Genomic DNA, 20623 nt, shown 5'->3' with positions numbered 1-20623 from the left:
ATGAAAGACATCATTCGAACTTTAATAGAGCATGGAGAAAACTGCCCAAATCAAGTTGCAGTTAAACATAATGACGAAATTCTGACATATGAAGCGCTCAATCGCTTTGCTAATCAACTTGCAATCCTATTGAAAGATGCTAAAACACCACTAATTTTATATGGGCACATGTCCCCGTTTATGATTGTGGGAATGATAGGTAGTATGAAAGCAGGTTGTGGCTATGTTCCCCTAGATACTTCTATCCCTCAAGATCGTATTCTATCTATTATAAATAAAATAGAGCCTCGATTTATATTTAATACTACTGATGAACAACTAGAAATTGAGGATATTTCCTTTATTTCAAAAGATTTATTAACAGGCGTAAAACAAAATGAGGACACAGTAAGTAAAATTAAAGATTCAGATATTGCTTATACTATTTTCACATCAGGTTCTACTGGAGAGCCCAAAGGTGTACAAATCAGTTATGAGAGCCTCAATCTTTTTACAAATTGGATGTTAGAACTTAATCAAGTTGGTTCAAATCAACAATGGTTAAATCAAGCGCCTTTTTCATTTGATTTGTCTGTCATGTCTATATATCCATGTTTAATGACTGCTGGAACTTTGAACTTAGTTGATAAGACAATGATTAATAAACCAAAATTATTAAATGAAATGTTAGAAGAATCAAAAATAAATGTATGGGTATCTACACCCTCATTTATGGAAATGTGTCTCATGCTGCCTCGCTTGACAGAAGCATATTACAGTAATTTAAAGGAATTTTTCTTTTGCGGCGAGATATTGGCAAATAAAACTGCAAAACTATTGCTGCAACGTTTCCCATCTGCTTATATTTACAACACTTATGGGCCTACAGAAGCTACGGTAGCAGTTACAAGTATATTAGTTACAGAAGAAGTGATAAATCAGTACAATCCTTTACCAGTAGGATTACCGCAACCGGGAACGAAGTTATCTTTGACTCATGAAGGCGAACTAATTATTTCAGGGAAATGTGTAAGTGAAGGATATGTCAAAGACGAACTACGTTCTAAAAAAGTATTTAACAAGTTAGACGGCCAGAAATCTTATTACACTGGTGACAAAGCACAATTTATTAATAATCAATGGTTTATTAATGGGAGAATAGATTATCAAATTAAATTAAACGGTTATCGTATGGAATTAGAAGAAATTGAATTTCAATTGCGAAAATTAGAAAAGATTAGAGATGCGATTGTCGTACCAACTTATAAAAATAACAAAGTCACTCATTTAAATGCCGCAGTAATATTGAATCATTGTGATGAGGTAAAAGAAGTTCAAACTTTGACACATGATATCAAAACTGAGTTGAAACCTGTACTGCCTGAATATATGATTCCCAAAAAGATAATATATATGAAGAAATTACCGCTTACGATGAATGGGAAATTGGATCGTAAGAAGATTGCTGAGGCTATATTGAAATGATTCCATATGGCGATTTTACATTCTTTTTTATAGCATTAGTAATATTATTACCAGTTATCATATTAGGATTTATGGGCAAACAGAGCAAAATCTATAATGGTCTTAGTACAGCCGTTATGATTATATTAATATTCTCATCGACTAAGCATAACCTATTTGGGCAAACGTATTTAAGCTTAGAATTGATAAATTTTATACTTTATCTGATTTGGCAAGTGATGATTATTATATATTATTGGCATTCTCGAGCTAAAAATAATACTACAACAAAATTTATATCAGTTATTTTTCTTTCTATTTTGCCACTGATTATTGTGAAAGTTATGCAAAGTTCGTGGTTTGGTACTGCGCAGTTAAAACTACATGAGAGTAAATTTATTGAATTTATAGGGTTTTTAGGCATTTCATATGTAACTTTTAAAAGTGTTCAACTATTAATGGAAATTAGAGATGGCTCAATCAAAGAGGTAAGACTTTGGAAAGTAGTACAGTTTATATCATTTTTTCCAACCATTTCTTCAGGACCGATTGACCGTTACAAACGTTTTGTAAAAGATGACAATAAAATTCTGAGTGGAAGTGACTATAGTCATTTATTAGTCAAAGCAATACATTACATCATGCTCGGATATTTATATAAATACATTATTGCTTATTTAATACAAACATTTGCAATTAATCCATTAATGCTGGATTTTTCTGGTGTTATCACAAAATGGCTATATATGTATGCTTACAGTTTATATTTATTTTTTGATTTTGCCGGTTATTCACTTTTTGCTATAGCATTTAGTTATATTTATGGTATTCAAACCCCGCAAAACTTTAACCAACCATTTAAAGCTAAAAATATTAAAGATTTTTGGAATAGATGGCATATGTCACTCTCATTCTGGTTTAGAGATTGTATTTATATGCGTTCATTATTCTTTATGTCAAAGAAAAAATTACTGAAAAGTCAATTTGCAATGTCGAATATAGCATTTTTCTTAAACTTTTTAATAATGGGCATCTGGCATGGTATTGAAATTTATTATATTTTGTATGGTTTGTACCATGCAGCATTATTTATTGGATATGGTTATTATGAAAAATGGAGAAAAAACCATCGTCCATGTTGGCAGAACCAGTTTACAACTGCTTTAAGTATTGTTGTAACGTTTCACTTTGTAACATTCGGTTTTCTGATTTTTTCTGGAAAACTTTTTTAAAATGAGGAGGAATTATAATGGAATTTAAAGAACAAGTGTTAGATCTATTAGCTGAAGTAACTGAAAGTAATATCGTGAAAGAAAACCCTGACGTTGAATTATTTGAAGAAGGTATTATAGATTCATTTCAAACGGTTGGTTTATTATTAGAAATTCAAAATAAATTAGATATAGAAGTTTCAATTATGGATTTTGACAGAGATGAATGGGCAACGCCTAATAAGATTGTAACGGCATTAGAAGAATTAAAATGAAATTAAAACACTTTATTCCAATTATTATCAGTCTATGTTTATTTGGGATTTTCTTAATATTACCTTCTAGCTGGTTTAGTGGATTAATTACTCCGAAAACTATAGAAAATCAACGCACTTCACTATCAGATCAAGTGTTAAAAGGTACGTTAATACAAGATAAGATGTTTAAATCGAATCATTTTTATCCTATTTATGGTTCTAGTGAACTTGGAAAGGATGATCCGTTTAATCCATCTATGTTATTGCGCAACAAAAATACGTATGCTAAACAACCATTTCTAATTGGCACAGGTGGTTCTACAGATTTGATTAATGCTGTGGAATTAGCTTCACAATATGATCATTTAAAAGGAAAGAAAATGGCACTTATCATATCACCACAATGGTTTACGGACCATGGATTAACTAATAAAAATTTTGATGCACGTATATCTAAAGCACAATTGAATCGTTTATTTAATCAAAATTATTTAAGTCCAGAGCTTAAACAACGCTATGCAAAGCGTTTATTGAGATTTAAAAATGTAGAAAACCGAAAATATTTAGAAAAAGTAGCTAAAGGTAAAACCAACAATAAAGACCAATATTTATCACCGTTTAAAATGAATCAATTTGAAAAAATTGAAGCGATAAAGTCGAATTTCCCACTTTCAAATACTGAGCTAGAAGATATTAAACCAGTAACAGCTCAAGATGAAAGTTGGAAAATGCTTCTCAATAAATCTGAACAATATGGCGCTAAACATTCAAAATCAAATATGTTTAAAATTAGAGATGAGTATTGGCAATTAATAAAAAAACATAAGCGTAAAGTGAATAGAGATTATGAATTTAATAGTAATTCTCCAGAGTTTAAAGATTTGGAGTTATTGGTAGATACTATGCGAGAAGCTGGTGCTGATATAGAATATATCAGTCTTCCATCAAATGGAAAGTGGTACGATCATATAGGTGTAAATAAAGAAAAACGTCAGAAAGTATATAACAAAATTAGAGAAACTGTTGTTAATCGTGGTGGGAAAATTTATGATATGACAGATAAAGATTATGAACCTTATGTTATCAGTGATGCCGTCCATATAGGATGGAAAGGCTGGGTTTATATTAGTGAGCACATTGCGCAGCACATGCGTAAATAGTTATTTTAAAATTGAACGTGGATGATTTGAAAAATATATGAAATGTAGCATATGATAGGAAATCGCAACAATAGATTTCCTATCATTTTTTTATGGACGTGATTCATGAATCCAATCTTTACATAAGTCCAGACAGTATATTGTTCAGGAAAAAGATGACTTAAATAAAATTAACTAACAAAATCAAATGTATTTCACATCGTGCATACATCGATTTTATTACTGATTTGAATATAAAAATGCACCTTCATTGAACATGAAAGTGCATTTTGTTATGAATCGGTTATTATATAACAAATTCATAAACAAAGAATTCTATAAAATTTGACGCTTTTGTTGTTTAATTTATATTTAAGTTGATCAACTAGAATACTTGTTCTACTTCTACTACTCCAGGTACTTCTTCATGTAAAGCGCGTTCGATGCCTGCTTTTAATGTGATTGTTGAACTTGGGCATGTACCACATGCACCGTGCAATTGAAGCTTAACAATTCCATCTTCTACATCTACTAACGAGCAATCGCCGCCATCACGTAGTAAGAATGGACGTAGTTTTTCAATTACTTCTGCTACTTGATCAAACATTGTTACGTTTTCAGTTGGCATGGAAATGCCTCCTTTCAAGTATATTATTTCATTTTCTGTCTATCTTTTTATTATAATAGATATATAAAGAAAAATCTATCAATCAAGACAAAAGGGGATAGTTAAAATGAATAAAGTAAGTGTAGTCGTTTATGGTGCAGATGTTGTTTGTGCAAGCTGTGTTAATGCACCAACTGCTCGAAATACTTTTGATTGGCTGCAACCATTGCTCAAAAGAAAGTATCCAGATACACAATTTGAATTTACGTATATCGATATCGAGAAGGATACTGAAAATTTAACTGATCATGACCAACAATATATTGAGCGTATTCAGGAAGATGAATTGTTCTATCCACTTGTAACGATGAATGATGAATATGTTACTGATGGATATGTACAATTGAGAGATATTACTAAATTTATGGATGCGCATTAATTTAATCATTTAGAAAAAGACACGTTCATATACTTTTAACAGAAGTTAGTAAAGTATATGAAGACGTGTCTTTGTTATTTTTGTTTAAGATTTATCCATTGTGATATTTGTATAACCATAGCACACCAGATTTTAAGATTGAAGCTAAACGACCAGTAACTGTTCTGTCCATGATGTAGGCAAAACCTTTTTTATCGCCAAGAGAACCTAAGAAACCTTGAACTTTAAGTTCTGGCATTTTTTCTGGTAGAGGCTTGCCTTGCCATTGTAGTTTCATAACATCTGCAATTTGGTCTCCTTGAACCTCAGCAAGTTGTGCACTAGGTGCATGAGGCAAATCTGCACAGTCTCCTACTACGTAAACATTTTTATAGGTTGGAACTTGATGGTATTGGTTAAGGATGACACGGCCATCTCTACTAATATCAATTGGTAAATTTCTAACAATTTCCACAGGTTGAATTCCAGCTGTCCAAACGATTAAATCTAATGGTTCAGGTACATCATTATTGAAAATCTTACCAGGTTCCACACGATTAATATCAGAGTTTGGTACTACTGTTACATCGTTCTTTCTAAACCAATTTTCTATATAACGACTTAATTTTTCAGGGAAACGTCGCAAGATGCGTTCTCCACGATCATATAAGTATATTTGTAAGTCTTTACGACTTTCACGGAGTTCACTCGCTAATTCGATGCCACTTAAACCTGCACCTACAATACCTACTTTTGCTCCGTTGGGTAGTTCACTAATATGATGAAATGTTTCCCGTGAACTTGATAACGTTTGGATACTGTGAGTATATTCTGCAGCCCCTGGAACATTATGATATTTGTCTTCACAACCAAGTCCAATAACCAATTCATCATAATCTACTTTTGTGTTGCCAACTGAAATAATTTGATCTTCCAAATTAATATCATTAATTTCTCCATACACAATATTGATACGTTCTGAATCAGGGAAATTCATACGAATATCTTTGTCTGATTTAGTACCAGCAGCTAATTCATAGAATTCTGGTTTTAAACCATGATAAGGCATACGATCAATTAATGTAATAGAATAATTTTCAGGAAGTGCAGATGGTAAAATATGAGACATAATGCGCATATTTCCGTATCCGCCACCCAATAGAACTAAATTTTTCATTTATGATACCCCTTTAGTAAAAATGTATTGAGCAATTTGATAAAAATACAACTTATTTTCGTTAATAAATAATATCTTTATCTCTTGTCGTCAATGTAAGTCAATAAATATAATGTGGTTAAATCATATTCGTCTTCATTGAACGAAATACCATTTCATAATAAGCTTACTTAGATATATTATATGCTTTTTTATATACTTCTACAAATAAACATGATGAATTGTAATTTGTAAATATATATCTTTTAAATGCAATATGATTATAACAATATAAAAATATTGTGTGAATGACATTTCATACGAAAATAAGTTTTGTTTTAATTGATTTGTAACAAAAAACGGCAAAATAACTGAATAAATAATATAAGCTAGTCATTGGTCAAAAGCGGTGTGATTTTGTTATAATTGATAAACTGATAATTAATTGAGAGGGTGTAATATGAATCCAATAGTTGAGTTCTGCATTTCGAATTTAGCGAAAGGTGGAGATTATGTATATAATCAACTTGAAAATGATCCAGGTGTAGACGTTTTAGAATATGGTTGTCTACAAAATTGTGGTATTTGCTCAAGTGGCTTGTATGCATTAGTAAACGGTGATATTGTTGAAGGAGAATCACCAGACGACTTATTACAAAATATTTATTCACATATAGAAGAAACATGGATTTTTTAGGGAGGTAATTTTAATGGCAGTAGTTGAACTGACAGAAGCGGCAGCATACGAAGTTAAAGATATGATGGAACAAAATGATATGCCGAATGGCTTTTTGAAAATTAAAGTCAATGGTGGTGGCTGTACTGGATTAACGTATGGTATGTCTGCAGAAGCTGAACCTAGTGAGAATGATGAAATATTTGAATTTCACGGTGTGAAAGTGCTGATTGATAAATATGACATACCAGTATTGGAAGGTACAAAAATTGATTTTAAACAATCGTTAATGGGCGGTGGCTTCCAAATCGACAATCCAAATGCAATTGCATCTTGTGGTTGTGGTAGTTCATTCAGAACTGCAAAAGTTTCTGGGTCACCAGAAGATTGTTAATAATTGTAAATAGAGTTTTTATAGACTATAGTTCGACTAAGTGAGGTGAGAACTATAGTCTTTTATCTGTTTATGTGAAAAAACAAACAATATATGCGTTTCGGCTTGAAAATAAACTATAAAAACTATAAAATTAGTGTTGGATGAAAAATGTCTTTTTTGTGAATTTCTATGAAAATCAGTATATTAAAAAAGACGATCGCAACAAAAAAATTATGAAAGCTTAGGTGAATGAAATGGCTCAAGAACGTAAAAAAGTTTTAGTTTTAGGCGCTGGTTACGCTGGGTTACAAGCTATTACCAAATTACAAAAGCAACTTTCGGCTGATGAGGCTGAAATTACATTAATTAATAAGAATGATTATCACTATGAAGCGACTTGGTTACATGAAGCTTCAGCTGGAACAATTAGTTATGAAGATGTTTTATACCCAGTTGAAAGTGTGATCAATAAGAATAAAGTAAACTTCATCAAAGCAGAAGTTACAAAAATCGATCGCAATGCTAAAAAAGTAGAAACTGATGCGGGCATTTTTGATTTTGATATTTTAGTTGTTGCTTTAGGTTTCGAAAGTGAAACATTTGGTATTAAAGGTATGAAAGATCATGCTTTCCAAATCGAAAATGTTTTAACTGCTCGTAAATTAGCGCGTCACATTGAAGATAAATTTGCTAACTATGCTGCATCAAAAAATAAAGACGATAAAGATTTAGCTATTATCGTTGGTGGTGCAGGATTTACAGGTGTTGAATTCTTAGGTGAATTGACTGATCGTATCCCTGAGTTATGTAACAAATATGGTGTAGATCAAACAAAAGTTAAAATTACTTGTGTAGAAGCTGCTCCAAAAATGTTACCTCAATTCTCTGATGAATTAGTAAACCATGCAGTAAGTTATTTAGAAAGCAAAGGTGTTGAATTTAAAATTGCTACACCAATCGTTGCTGCAAATGAAAAAGGTTTCGTAGTTAAGGTTAACGATGAAGAACAACAATTAGAAGCGAATACAGTTGTATGGGCTGCTGGTGTTCGTGGTAGCAAATTAATGGAAGAATCATTTGAAGGTGTGAAACGTGGCCGTATCGTTACTAACCAAGATTTAACAATCGATGGATATAATGATATTTTTGTAATAGGTGATTGTTCTGCATTTATTCCAGCTGGGGAAGAACGTCCATTACCTACAACAGCACAAATTGCTATGCAAGAAGGCGAGCACACTGCTAAGAACATTAAAAATATCCTAGAAGGTCAACCAACTCAAGAGTTTGAATATGTTGATCGTGGTACAGTTTGTTCTTTAGGTGCTAACGATGGCGTTGGCGTTGTTTATGGTAAAGATATCCAAGGTAAAAAAGCTGCATTTATGAAAAAAGTTATCGATACACGTGCGGTATTCAAACTTGGTGGCGTAGGCTTAGCATTTAAAAAAGGTAAATTTTAATAACTGATAAATACTAGATGTATATCTAGTAGTATAAATATTGAGGCTGAGACTATTTTATGTCTCAGCCTCAATTATTATATGTATGTTTTTATAAGTATAGACTGTAAATCATTTTTAATAATGGATAGGGATTAATAAATGATACAATGTGACTGAATAAACTGAAATGAGGGATGATTGATGAAAGCAATTATAAATAACACTGCTAAGGTTGAACAAGATACAATCATTGTTGGTGTACCTGAACACTTAAATCAATTAGAGGCAATAAAAATAGGTGAAGAAGATTTAAAAGACTTATTATCACCTTTAAAGGAACATCAAGTCTTTAGCACAAATGTTGGAATAATATCGACTACATTTTTTAAAGTAGAAGAGAAAGCACATAAGTTGATTACTGTAGGATTAGGAAATACTAAGGAATTAGGATACAATGATTATTTAAAAATATTTGGTAATTTATTTCAAGCTTTAAATAGCAGTAGAATCACTGAAGCTTCACTGTTATTTAATTCATTTAAATCTCAAAAAGTCGAAAAGGAAATAATCGCTGAAATTCTTGGTCAGCAAAGTGAACAATCAATTTATCATTTTGATGGTTATAAATCCAATAAATCAGCGCCTTATCAATTAAAATTAGAGATACATACAGAAGAAGATGATATTGCAAAATCTATTGAAAATGGTGAAGCAATTGCAACTGCTGTTAATTTAGCTCGTGATTATAGTAATATACCACCTAATATATTAACACCTGCTTATTATGCAGAACTGATAGAAAACCAATTTAATGACACTAATGTATTTGTTGATATCAAAGATAATAAGACTTTACAAAAAGAAGGTTTTGGGTTAATTCATGCAGTTGGTAAAGGTTCTAAAAATGGACCACGTGTAATTACATTGACTTATAATGGTGGCAAACCAGGAGAAAATCCTATTGCACTTGTAGGTAAAGGCATTACTTATGATTCAGGTGGTTATTCAATTAAATCTAAAACAGGTATGCAGACCATGAAATTTGATATGTGTGGCTCAGCAAATGTAATAGGAATGATCGAAGCTGCTCGTAAATTAGCGCTGCCATTAAATATTGTTGGTATTATTGCTGCTGCTGAAAATATGGTGAATGAAGAAGCGATGAAACCAGATGATGTTTACACAGCGCTAAGTGGGGAGTCTGTAGAGGTTTTAAATACAGATGCAGAAGGACGTCTTGTTTTAGGTGACGCTGTATTCTATGCTAATCAATTTCAGCCAAATATAATATTAGATTTTGCAACTTTAACTGGTGCTGCTGTAGCTGCGTTAGGTGAAGATAAAGCTGCCGTTTTTAATCAAAATGCTGAAGACACTTTAAAATCTATTCTAAGTCAAGCAGAAATTATGGATGAAAAAGTCTTTGAATTACCGATTACTGCTACAGAACAAGGACTGATAAGAAAAAGTGAGGTAGCTGATTTAGTCAACCATACCAATGGTCAAGGTAAAGCATTGTTTGCGGCAACATTTATCAATCATTTTGCAGGTAATACACCACATTTACATTTTGATATCGCAGGGCCTGCTACTACGAATAAACCAAGTTATAAGGGGCCAGTTGGGCCTACAGGTTATCTAATATCAACAATCGTACAATGGTTACGTAACCTGTAAAATAAACAATATTGAAGTTAAGAAAACATATGCTTCAAGTTAATTTTTAGTAGATTAACTTGAAGCTTTTTTAACTTATATAAAAAGGTTGGCAAGTTTATGAAGCATGTCTCATTTTAGTATAAAGTTTTGAATAAATATATCTAAAGATAGGATTGACAATTTGATAAGCAATTGTTATTATAAATCTCGTGATACTTTAGTTCGATAACGTAATAAAGGAGTTGTGCTTTTGTGATAAATGCAGTTGTTATAGCAGTGGTACTGATGATTGTACTCTGTTTATGTAGATTAAATGTTGTTATAAGCTTATTTATCAGTGCACTAGTTGGTGGCTTAATCGCAGGTATGAGCGTCACAGACATTGTATCTGTATTTGGTAAAAATATTGTTGATGGTGCTGAAGTAGCATTAAGTTATGCTTTATTAGGTGGATTTGCTGCGTTGATTTCTTATAGTGGTATTACAGACTATTTAGTAAATAAGATTATCAATGCGATTCATGCAGAAAACAGTAAAATGTCACGTATTAAAGTTAAAGTTATTATTATCGGTGCACTATTAATTATGAGTGTAATGAGTCAAAACTTAATACCTGTACATATTGCATTTATCCCAATTGTAATACCTCCATTAATAAGTTTGTTTAATGAACTTAATATAGATAGAAGACAAATTGCAATAATTATTGGATTTGGTTTATGTTGGCCATATGTTTTATTACCATATGGTTTCGGTCAGATTTTCCACCAAATCATTCAAAGTGGATTCTCTAAAGCAGATCATCCAATTGAAATGGGTATGATATGGAAAGCAATGCTGATTCCATCATTAGGCTATATTGTTGGCTTAATCGCAGGTATTTATTATTATAGAAAACCTAGAAAATACTCTGAACATAAAGACATTAAAGATATGAGTGAAATTGAAATTAGACCTTATGTTCTCGTAGTAACGATTATTTCTATTATTGCTACTTTTTTAGTACAGATGTTCACTGATTCTATGATATTTGGGGCTTTAGCCGGCGTACTTGTTTTCTTCATTTCACGTGCTTATAAGTGGACTGAGTTAGATCAAAAATTTGTAGATGGTATTAAAATCATGTCATTTATAGGTGTTGTGATTTTATCAGCAAATGGTTTTGCAGGTGTAATGAATGAAACAGGAGATATAGGTAATTTAGTAAGTGGGCTTAGTGGTGTTATTGGAGAAAATAAATTAGTTAGTATTATTGTAATGTACATTATTGGTTTGGTCGTGACTTTAGGAATTGGCTCATCATTTGCAACAATACCTATTATTGCAACGTTGTTTGTGCCATTAGGTGAATCTTTGGGACTAAGTACCATGGCATTAATTGCTTTGATAGGAACGGCGAGTGCATTAGGAGATTCGGGGTCACCTGCGAGCGATTCAACATTAGGTCCTACAGCAGGTTTAGATGTTGATGGTCAACATGATCACATTCGTGATACATGTATTCCAAACTTTGTTTTTTATAATATTCCTCTAATCATTTTTGGCACTATTGCGGCTATGATATTATAGACCTAAGAATAAGAAAAAGAGGTGTCTTCAATGGCAAATATGCTTGATGCTTTAAAAATAAAGGTAGAGCGACAAGAACATGGACTTATGGTTATGTCTATGCCAGTCACAGATGAAGTAAAACAACCATTTGGCTTTTTACATGGTGGTGCGAGCTTAGCGCTTGGAGAAACAGCATGCTCAATGGGAGCTGCTGACATTATTGACACAGAGCATTTTATTCCTTTAGGTCTCGAAATGAATGCAAATCATATAGGTTCGACGACTGAAGGAACGATATTTGCGACTGCTACAATCATTCATGAAGGTAGTACAACCCAAGTTTGGAACATAGATATCAAAGATCAAAATGATAGACTGATATGTGTTATGAGAGGTACAATTGCCATTAAACCACGTAAACGACAGTAAGGCATTGAAGTATTAGATTAATGATATTTACTTTAATGAAATCAGATTTTTAAATGCTAATTAAGTCTTAAAATAAATCATATAAAAAGGACTCATTCACAGTTAGCGGATGAGTCCTTTCAGAAAGTAGACAAACCCTTCGCATTAATTTGCGAAGGGTTTGTATATTTTCTATTTATATCGTTTTTTCAAATAGGACTTTTCCCCTTGAACTAATCTTTATTCGTTAATTTCATTATTTAATGCTTCTTGAAAATGGAGTGTGTCCTTCTCAGCTAATTCAGTAGTATACTTATTCTTATTTGCATTTGCTTTAATATGCGTAGCATCAATAAATAAAGATGACTGATCTATTAAATTATTTTTAATATTTTCTTAAATATTTGTCTTCGACAAGTTCATATACAAATTTCAAATCTAATATCGGATCGACTTTACGCAATAAATGATTATTAAGGACTCATTAAGAGATAGAAATCATTTCATATTGATCTCTTTTATCAATTGATTTATTCAACACAATAAACACCACCACTGCTTAATTTACATATATTATAATATTGGCAGTGATTTATGCCGACCCCTGCGGGAATAGCACTAGTCGAAGACTACAGGCTAAGGCAGTGCCCGCGGAAAGCGTGCACAAAGAAACTGCCAACAAAGTCAGAGACTTTGTCGACAGTCTTAGCCATTTCAATTTTTAGAAATTCAAATCAATGAGACAAGATAGTCTCTGAATTAGTAGTATTTTAGTGTGATATTGGCAGTGATTTATGCCGACTCCTGCGGGAATAGCACTAGCCGAAGACTACAGGCTAAGGCAGTGCCCGCGGAAAGCGTGCACAAAGAAACTGCCAACAAAGTCAGAGACTTTGTCAACAGTCCTTTTTGATAACATAGTATTTGAAATTTTTGATGCTGCTTCACAGGCACCCATGATATTTCATTCAAAAGGGCTGAGTTTTAAGTCGGCTAGACCACCCGATACAAATAAATAGGGTAACCATTCTAAATGAGCAGAAGTAGAAGGCAGCCCTGAATCTGACACAGATGCGTCATCATTTGTAATGATTTGTTTGATAATCAGCTGTTGCATTAATGTATCTTTGAAACCTGTTATGGAATAAAAAATACGCATTCCTGATATTGGAATGCGTAATTAAATGATATTACAATTTTGTGTCTTTTAAGTCTTTTTGTATGTCATCACGTTTTGTTCTTTTTGAAGCGGGTGTCTTCAAATTATATGCTGATTTAATAATAAGGTGACTTGCTAACGGCCCCGTGATCAAAATGAATAATATACCGATAAGTAATTGCATATTTACATAACCTTCACGACCTATGAAATATAAGAAAACACCACTTATAAGTAACATTGCTCCTAATGTAGCAGCTTTACCAGCAGCATGCGCACGTGCATATACATCATCTAAACGTAAGAGGCCAATCGCAGCTAGTGCACTTATGAGTGAGCCAAGGATAACCAAAATAAGAGCTATACTAATGATGATCGTTGTTATCATGCTCAATCACCTTACCTTTATCCATATATTTTGCAAACACTGCAGTTCCTAAAAACGCTAAAATACCAATTAATAAAATGGCAACCATCATATATTTAGTACCCAAGAAAATACTAAATAGTGCTACAATCGCCATCAGTTGGATACCCATTGCATCAAGTGCCACAACCCTATCAGCAAGAGAAGGGCCGATAATGACACGAACAAGCATACCAAACATTGACAATGTTACAATAACTAATGCCACGATTAATATCACGTTGTAGTTCATTAATACTCGCCTACCTCTCTTACCACTTTTTCAAGTGATGATTTAATACTTTCTATTTCTTCTTCTTTAGTACTGAAATCAATACTGTGAATATATATTTGTTTGCGATCATCACTGATACCTAGAACAATCGTACCAGGTGTGAGTGTAATCAAGTTTGATAACAACACAATTTGCCAATCTTTTTTCAAATCTGTTGGATACGTAAAAAAGGCGGGTTCATTGTTAATTTTAGGTTTAGTAACGATTCTAATAACATCAATATTTGCTTTAACCAATTCTACTAAAAAGACGATAAATAATTTTATAATTTTATAAATAGTAATAATATAAAATCTACCGGGTAAGACACCACGCATCAGGAATACTAACAATAGACCAAATATATAACCTAATAGGAAATTATTAAATGTATAGCTACCTGTTACAAATAGCCAAAACACTGATAAAATTAAATTTACTAATATTTGAATTGCCATATTATTTGCCCCCCAATACGCTGTCTATATAAACACTAGGATTATAGAATGTTTCGGCAGCATCTTTTATGATTGGTTGTAAAAAGTCAGCGGATAGGCCAAATATTACTGATATAGCAACTGCAATAACAGCTACTGTTAAAATACCTTTGTATTGCAGTTTAGGATTGACTTCATAACCTTCAGATTCTCCGAAGAAACCTTTTAAGAAAATACGAATAACTGAGTAAAGTACAACTAAACTAGATAATAAAACAATCATACCACTTAAATAAAATCCTTTTTCGAAAGTAGCTTGAACAATGTAATATTTTCCATAAAAACCGCTTAACGGTGGTATACCGGCTAAACTCAAAGCAGCGATAAAGAAAGACCAGCCTAATACAGGGTAATGTTTGATTAAACCACCATACTTACGTAAATCGTGTGTCTTGGTGATTTTATACATGACACCAATTAAGAAAAATAGTGCTGCTTTAATCAACATGTCATGTAATGTATAATAAATTGCTCCCATCATACCGGCCTGATTCATCATTGCTACACCTACTAAAATGACACCAACAGCAATCATAATATTATAAATTATGATTTTTTTAGTATCAAAGTAGCTAACTGCGCCTACACAACCAAAAATAATTGTAAGTAAGGCTAAGAATAAAATGGTGTACAGTGAAAAGTTAGAAGAATCACCAAAGAATAAGCTTGCTGTTCTAGCTATTGCGTAAACGCCAACTTTTGTTAACAATGCACCAAAGAAGGCAATAATTGCTATAGGTGGCGCATAATAAGCGCCTGGTAGCCAGATATACATTGGGAACACACCAGCTTTTGTAGCAAAGACAAAGATAAACATAATAAATATAATACTGATAATTCCTTTATCTTGTGTTGACAGTTGACTTAATTTTTCACTAATATCTGCTAAATTCAATGTGCCTACAACAGAATAAAGCATTGCGACGGCTATAACAAAGAAAGCAGAAGATGTCACATTCACAAGTACATATTTTATCGTTTCACTCAATTGAACTTGTGTGCCACCAATAACTAATAAAATATAAGATGCCATTAAAAATACTTCAAAGAATACGAAAAGGTTGAAAATATCACCAGTTATAAATGACCCTATAACACCAGTGAGCATAAACATTATGGCAAAATAATAGTAATATGTTTCACGCTCGATACCTACAGATTGATATGAATATAAAATAATCAACATCGTTACAATTAAACTTGTAATCACAAGTAAAATACTAAAAATATCTGTAACAAAAACAATACTATATGGTGCATCCCATGAACCAAGTTCGAGTTTTATAGGTCCGTCTCTGAGAATATTTTTTAAATTTATAAAAGCAAAAATTAATGTAATTGCAGTACCTGTTAATGCAACGTAGCGTTTAATTTTAGGGCGTTTACCAATAAAAATTAATGCAATAATTGTTAACATTGGTATGACGAGTAATGAAATAATAAGATTACTCTCTATCATTATCTAGCACCCCTTTCATACTTTCTACGTTGTCTGTACCTAGTTCTTTATAGCTTCTAAAAGCCAATACTAAGAAAAAGGCTGTTACAGAAAATGAAATTACTATTGCTGTTAATATGAGTGCTTGTGGAATTGGATCCACATATGAAGTGAACCCTTTTTCATAAATAGGGACTTCACCTTTCTTAAGACCACCCATAGTTATTAAGAATAAATTAGCTGTATGTGTTTGTAATGTAGTCCCAATAATGATGCGTATCAAACTTTTAGAAAGAATGAGATAGACGCTCATTGCAGTGAGAATACCACAAACAAAAATCATCACTATTTCCATTACTCATTCTCTCCAATCGCTAATATTATAGTCATTATTGTGCCAACAACCGCACATAAAACACCTAAATCGAAAAATGTGGCAGTGTGCATTTCTATAGGTTTTAAAATACCTAATGGAATCTCAAATGGCGTATGCGTAAAGAAGTTTTTATTGTATAGCCAACTCGCCATAGGTGTAGCTAAACAAAAGAATAACCCGATACCAATGAGTTTCTTGAAGTCCCATGGGTATATTTTACGCATAGTCTTAATATCGTAAGCCACTGCTACAATCACAAGTGAACTTGATAGTAGTAGGCCACCGACGAAACCGCCACCAGGTGTATAATGTCCTGTTAAAAATAGGTGTAAACCAAACATAACGATTAAGAAGAAAATCACGATAGCTGAGTATTGGAAAATTAAATTATTTTTCTGTCTTTTCAATGTGAGTTCCTCCTTCATCATTTGGTTTGTTTTTATAACGAAGTTTAATCATTGTGTAAACACCTAAACCTGCAATACCTAGTACAGAGGATTCGAATAAAGTATCGGTACCACGGAAATCAACTAGAATAACGTTGACCATGTTTGTACCATGTGCTAAATCATATACATGCGCTTTATAAAATTCTCCAATTGAGCCAAAGTGTCTATTACCGTAAGTGATTAAACCTAATACTGTTACAACGGTACCAGCACCGATGGCAATAATAATGTTCAGCCATTTATATGAAGTTGATTCGTTGTGTCGATTTAAATTTGGCAAATGATAGAAACATAATAAGAACAATGCAGTAGAAATAGATTCTACAACAAATTGCGTCAATGCTAAGTCTGGTGCACCAAAGAAAATAAAGAAGATCGCTACTGCATATCCTACTGCACTTGCCATGATGATACTGAATAGGCGAGAGCGTGCAAATATAATCATAGATGCTGCTGTAATGATAATGACTACGATGATCAATTCAAATGGTCTGATTTCACTAACATCTTTGAAGTTAACACTGAATGGTGTTACTAATAATGTCACAAGTGTGATTACGATTAAAGACGCGAAGATGATTAATAAGTTATTACGAGTAAACCCAGTAACGTAAGTGTTAGTAAATTGACTTGAATAGCCTGGGAATACCGTTCCAAATTTATCATACCAATAATTGATTGTTAGTTTTGTAGGTTGTGCTTTTAATAAGCTAATCCAATAACCAAAGCTAAGTATTAACAAAATTCCAGCGATATAAATGCCTAATGTTGAGAAAAAGGCTGGTGTAAATCCATGGAACATATGAAACTCAGCTGTTGCGTTAGTATTATGACTGATTGCGTTTACTGCTGGTTCAATGATTGTCCCAGTCAATATTGAAGGGAAGAACCCAAAAACAATGACGAGTATTGCTAATATACCTGGAGAAATTAGCATTAATTTTGAAACTTCATGAGCTGATTTTGGTAAATTATTTGGTTTATAGCTACCTAAGAATATTTGACCAATAAACCTAACAGCATAGACAAAAGTGAATACGCTACCTAAAATTGCCACGATTGGTATGAGTATACCAATACTATTTAAACTGAAGATATTAGCGTGCGTAACTTCAATCATACTTTCAAGAAATTTCTCTTTTGATAAGAAACCATTAAATGGAGGAATACCTGCCATACTCAATGATGTAATTAACGTAATGGTAAAAGAAATTGGCATGATGGTTACTAAGCCACCCAATTTATTGACATCACGTGTTCCCGTACTGTGATCAATCGCACCAGTTACCATAAATAATGCACCTTTAAAAGTAGCATGATTTATAAGGTGAAACACAGCTGCCGTAAAGGCAGCAACGTAAATTTGACTGTCTGAGCCTTCGAAATGATAACTAACTGCTCCGATACCTAACATTGACATAATCATGCCAAGTTGTGAGACAGTTGAAAAAGCTAAGATACCTTTTAAGTCTTGTTGCTTTGTTGCATTTAACGATGCCCAAAACAGAGTGATTAACCCCACTGCAGTAATCGTCCAAATCCAACCTTGTGAAAGCGCGAATATTGGTGTCATACGTGCAACTAAATAAAGACCAGCTTTAACCATTGTTGCTGAATGCAAGTAAGCACTAACTGGCGTTGGCGCTTCCATTGCATCTGGTAACCAAACATAGAATGGAAACTGAGCTGATTTAGTCATCGCTCCTATGATTACAAAGATCATAGACAATATAAAGTAAGGGCTTGTTTGGATTTCAGACGCATGATTAATGAGCGTTTGAATACTAGTAGAATTACCTGCAAGTGATAGTAAAATAAGTCCACCTAGCAGAGAAAGACCACCCAACACAGTTATGAGCATTGATTTTTGTGCACCATAAATAGATGCTTGTTTTGTTCTCCAAAATGAAATGAGTAGAAAACTTGAAAAGGAAGTTAACTCCCAAAACAGATATAAGATAATGATATTATCTGATAATACGACCCCTAACATGGCACCCATAAAAAGCAAAAGGTAACAATAAAAATGACCTAATTGCTCTTGTCGACTTAAATAACTAATGGAATATAATACAACCAAGCTTCCGATACCAGTTATTAGTAAACTGAATAATAAGCCTAAGCCATCAACGTATAAATCGAAATTCATGCCAAAATGAGGCATCCAATTTACTTTATGTACTACGCTTTTGCCTGACATTGTTGTCGAAATGAGTGATAGAAAATATATAAATAAGACGACGGGGATAGGTAACACAAACCATCCTAAATGTATACGCTTATGTATGCGATATACAATTGGAATAATGAGTGCAAATATTAACGGTAATAATACCGCTATATGTATCAAACTCATTATTTTATCCTCCTTTTTAAAATAGTATAAGGTCATTATACATGAATAAGACTATTCTGAAAAACCACGTTAACCCTTGTGGAGCTTTAATTTAAAGTTTGTTTTAAATAAGAAGAAACACGGTATTTTTATTCAAAATTTTGTTTATATTGAATTGAATAATCTTTTTTTAATTGTGCTAAATTAGCAAGTGAGCAATTAGCATATTCAGTATTTTCTTCTTTTAATTTATTCTCTAAATTTGTAATTGCAATTTGTAAAGATTGTATATAATCCAGTTCTTCTACATTAAATGGTCTAAGTTTGGATTTTGACGTATAACGTTTTTCAAATTGACTTAAAGCTTTGCGCTCGTGAAAAAATACATTCTTAGTTTCATTTGGATGGTGCAAGTCACCTTGCTTTGGATGTTTAATGACCTGTTCAATTTGAACAAGTACTTGATTGTCATCCTCTTCTATAACAGATACACCATAACTTCCAGTTTTATGTGCAAAACGATATAACATAATTCAATACACCCCTCATTTTATGTTAGAATACATATATCATCTTAACATGAAATGGAGAATAAAAATGTCGAACTATCCTCAGCTAAATTCAGAAGTAAACGAAAATGAAATAAAAATGGTTATGCATACGAATAAGGGTGATATGGCTTTCAAATTATTACCTAATATTGCACCTAAAACAGTAGAGAACTTTGTTACACATGCGAAAAATGGCTACTATGATGGTATTTCTTTCCATCGTGTCATCAATGACTTCATGGTACAAGGAGGCGACCCAACTGCAACTGGTATGGGTGGTGAAAGTATTTATGGAGGTCCGTTTGAAGATGAATTTTCACTTGAAGCATTCAATCTATACGGTGCTTTATCAATGGCAAATTCTGGTCCGAATACTAACGGTTCACAATTCTTTATTGTTCAAATGAAGGAAGTACCAGAATCTATGCTTAGCCAACTTGCAGATGGTGGTTGGCCGGAACCAATTGTCAAAGCTTATGGTGAAAAGGGTGGTACACCTTGGTTAGATCAAAAACATACTGTTTTTGGTCAATTATTAGAAGGTGAATCTACGTTAGAAGATATTGCTGCAACAAAGGTAGGACCGCAAGATAAACCTTTACATGATATCACGATTGATTCGATAGACATTATTGAAAAATAATATAAAACGTAGTTTGAACGGTAGTAAGTAAAACGATCTTTTATCGTTTTGAATTTTAATGAAACATTAATCGATTATATTAAAAATATAGAGAAGTCTAAGAGGCTGGGACAAATTAATTGTTCCAGCCTCTTACTATTATATTGATA

23 protein-coding genes are annotated in these 20623 nt (G+C 32.6%); 12 read left to right on the top strand and 11 right to left on the bottom strand.

The genetic code is table 11. From position 1 onward, the window contains the following. The 4 genes from dltA to dltD are packed head-to-tail and all read left to right on the top strand — an operon-like array spanning window position 1 to window position 4071. Window positions 1-1464, top strand: coding sequence for a D-alanine--poly(phosphoribitol) ligase subunit DltA (gene dltA / locus KA856_RS09815; protein WP_107386378.1), 1464 nt, complete (start codon window positions 1-3; stop codon window positions 1462-1464). After that, window positions 1461-2675 (top strand): D-alanyl-lipoteichoic acid biosynthesis protein DltB, encoded by a 1215-nt coding sequence (dltB, locus tag KA856_RS09810; RefSeq protein ID WP_210138654.1) that lies wholly within the window; start codon window positions 1461-1463, stop codon window positions 2673-2675. The genes dltA and dltB overlap by 4 nt, the downstream gene beginning before the upstream one ends. Before the next feature lie 17 nt (window positions 2676-2692). Then, a complete protein-coding gene (gene dltC, locus KA856_RS09805; protein ID WP_107386376.1) occupies window positions 2693-2929 on the top strand; it encodes a D-alanine--poly(phosphoribitol) ligase subunit 2 in 237 nt (78 codons plus the stop codon). After that, entirely contained in the window at window positions 2926-4071 is a 1146-nt protein-coding gene (gene dltD / locus KA856_RS09800; protein WP_107386375.1) for a D-alanyl-lipoteichoic acid biosynthesis protein DltD, read from the top strand. Before dltC ends, dltD begins: the two co-directional genes overlap by 4 nt. Window positions 4072-4435: 364 nt before the next feature. Here the strand turns inward: dltD and KA856_RS09795 are convergent, their stop codons facing one another. Then, window positions 4436-4678, bottom strand: a complete 243-nt coding sequence (locus KA856_RS09795) for a NifU family protein (protein ID WP_019469675.1) — start codon at window positions 4676-4678, stop codon at window positions 4436-4438. A 106-nt stretch (window positions 4679-4784) separates the two neighbouring features. Between KA856_RS09795 and KA856_RS09790 the strand changes: the two genes are divergently transcribed. Continuing rightward, window positions 4785-5096 carry a YuzD family protein gene (locus KA856_RS09790; protein WP_107386374.1) on the top strand — a complete coding sequence of 104 codons (312 nt, stop codon included), beginning with the start codon at window positions 4785-4787 and terminating at the stop codon, window positions 5094-5096. A gap of 91 nt (window positions 5097-5187) precedes the next feature. On the opposite strand, the gene KA856_RS09785 is transcribed toward KA856_RS09790, so the two are convergent. Next, on the bottom strand, window positions 5188-6252 hold the full coding sequence (locus tag KA856_RS09785) for an NAD(P)/FAD-dependent oxidoreductase (protein WP_107384599.1): 1065 nt from the start codon (window positions 6250-6252) through the stop codon (window positions 5188-5190). A 439-nt stretch (window positions 6253-6691) separates the two neighbouring features. Between KA856_RS09785 and KA856_RS09780 the strand changes: the two genes are divergently transcribed. The 6 genes from KA856_RS09780 to KA856_RS09755 all read left to right on the top strand — a co-directional run bounded on the left by KA856_RS09780 (window position 6692) and on the right by KA856_RS09755 (window position 12367). Beyond that, a complete protein-coding gene (locus KA856_RS09780; RefSeq protein ID WP_019469672.1) occupies window positions 6692-6928 on the top strand; it encodes a YuzB family protein in 237 nt (78 codons plus the stop codon). Between the two features lie 13 nt (window positions 6929-6941). Continuing rightward, window positions 6942-7301 carry a HesB/IscA family protein gene (locus KA856_RS09775; RefSeq protein ID WP_107384600.1) on the top strand — a complete coding sequence of 120 codons (360 nt, stop codon included), beginning with the start codon at window positions 6942-6944 and terminating at the stop codon, window positions 7299-7301. Between the two features lie 236 nt (window positions 7302-7537). Continuing rightward, complete coding sequence (locus KA856_RS09770) at window positions 7538-8746, top strand: NAD(P)/FAD-dependent oxidoreductase (RefSeq protein ID WP_107384601.1); 1209 nt, start codon at window positions 7538-7540, stop codon at window positions 8744-8746. Between the two features lie 183 nt (window positions 8747-8929). Further along, the gene (locus tag KA856_RS09765; protein WP_107386373.1) at window positions 8930-10405 is read left to right on the top strand and encodes a M17 family metallopeptidase; all 1476 of its coding nucleotides are present in this window, start codon (window positions 8930-8932) and stop codon (window positions 10403-10405) included. Between the two features lie 234 nt (window positions 10406-10639). Next, complete coding sequence (locus KA856_RS09760; RefSeq protein ID WP_019469668.1) at window positions 10640-11956, top strand: Na+/H+ antiporter family protein; 1317 nt, start codon at window positions 10640-10642, stop codon at window positions 11954-11956. A 30-nt stretch (window positions 11957-11986) separates the two neighbouring features. Then, window positions 11987-12367 carry a PaaI family thioesterase gene (locus KA856_RS09755; protein WP_107384604.1) on the top strand — a complete coding sequence of 127 codons (381 nt, stop codon included), beginning with the start codon at window positions 11987-11989 and terminating at the stop codon, window positions 12365-12367. 943 nt (window positions 12368-13310) lie between these two features. On the opposite strand, the gene KA856_RS09750 is transcribed toward KA856_RS09755, so the two are convergent. From KA856_RS09750 to kapB, 9 genes are all read right to left on the bottom strand, one after another. Next, the gene (locus KA856_RS09750; protein WP_157947960.1) at window positions 13311-13463 is read right to left on the bottom strand and encodes a hypothetical protein; all 153 of its coding nucleotides are present in this window, start codon (window positions 13461-13463) and stop codon (window positions 13311-13313) included. A 73-nt stretch (window positions 13464-13536) separates the two neighbouring features. After that, window positions 13537-13893, bottom strand: coding sequence for a Na+/H+ antiporter subunit G1 (locus KA856_RS09745; protein WP_107386492.1), 357 nt, complete (start codon window positions 13891-13893; stop codon window positions 13537-13539). After that, on the bottom strand, window positions 13871-14164 hold the full coding sequence (locus KA856_RS09740; RefSeq protein WP_046208018.1) for a Na(+)/H(+) antiporter subunit F1: 294 nt from the start codon (window positions 14162-14164) through the stop codon (window positions 13871-13873). Before KA856_RS09740 ends, KA856_RS09745 begins: the two co-directional genes overlap by 23 nt. After that, window positions 14164-14643 carry a Na+/H+ antiporter subunit E gene (locus KA856_RS09735; RefSeq protein WP_107384606.1) on the bottom strand — a complete coding sequence of 160 codons (480 nt, stop codon included), beginning with the start codon at window positions 14641-14643 and terminating at the stop codon, window positions 14164-14166. Before KA856_RS09735 ends, KA856_RS09740 begins: the two co-directional genes overlap by 1 nt. Window position 14644: 1 nt before the next feature. After that, window positions 14645-16141, bottom strand: coding sequence for a Na+/H+ antiporter subunit D (locus KA856_RS09730; protein WP_107386491.1), 1497 nt, complete (start codon window positions 16139-16141; stop codon window positions 14645-14647). Then, entirely contained in the window at window positions 16128-16475 is a 348-nt protein-coding gene (mnhC1, locus tag KA856_RS09725) for a Na+/H+ antiporter Mnh1 subunit C (RefSeq protein WP_040030166.1), read from the bottom strand. The genes KA856_RS09730 and mnhC1 overlap by 14 nt, the downstream gene beginning before the upstream one ends. Then, complete coding sequence (locus KA856_RS09720; protein ID WP_080760407.1) at window positions 16475-16903, bottom strand: Na(+)/H(+) antiporter subunit B; 429 nt, start codon at window positions 16901-16903, stop codon at window positions 16475-16477. Before KA856_RS09720 ends, mnhC1 begins: the two co-directional genes overlap by 1 nt. Further along, window positions 16884-19301 (bottom strand): Na+/H+ antiporter subunit A, encoded by a 2418-nt coding sequence (locus tag KA856_RS09715; protein WP_107386490.1) that lies wholly within the window; start codon window positions 19299-19301, stop codon window positions 16884-16886. Before KA856_RS09715 ends, KA856_RS09720 begins: the two co-directional genes overlap by 20 nt. Before the next feature lie 128 nt (window positions 19302-19429). After that, window positions 19430-19810 (bottom strand): sporulation phosphorelay system protein KapB, encoded by a 381-nt coding sequence (gene kapB, locus KA856_RS09710; RefSeq protein ID WP_107386489.1) that lies wholly within the window; start codon window positions 19808-19810, stop codon window positions 19430-19432. Between the two features lie 67 nt (window positions 19811-19877). Between kapB and KA856_RS09705 the strand changes: the two genes are divergently transcribed. Next, on the top strand, window positions 19878-20474 hold the full coding sequence (locus KA856_RS09705) for a peptidylprolyl isomerase (protein ID WP_107386488.1): 597 nt from the start codon (window positions 19878-19880) through the stop codon (window positions 20472-20474). The last annotated feature ends 149 nt before the right edge of the window (window positions 20475-20623 follow it).

Source organism: Staphylococcus sp. GDB9P120P, assembly GCF_017893435.1.
GTDB classification, from domain to species: domain Bacteria; phylum Bacillota; class Bacilli; order Staphylococcales; family Staphylococcaceae; genus Staphylococcus; species Staphylococcus cohnii.
The sequence above is the reverse complement of the archived record's forward strand: the minus strand, read 5'-3'. Positions and strand labels throughout refer to the sequence as shown.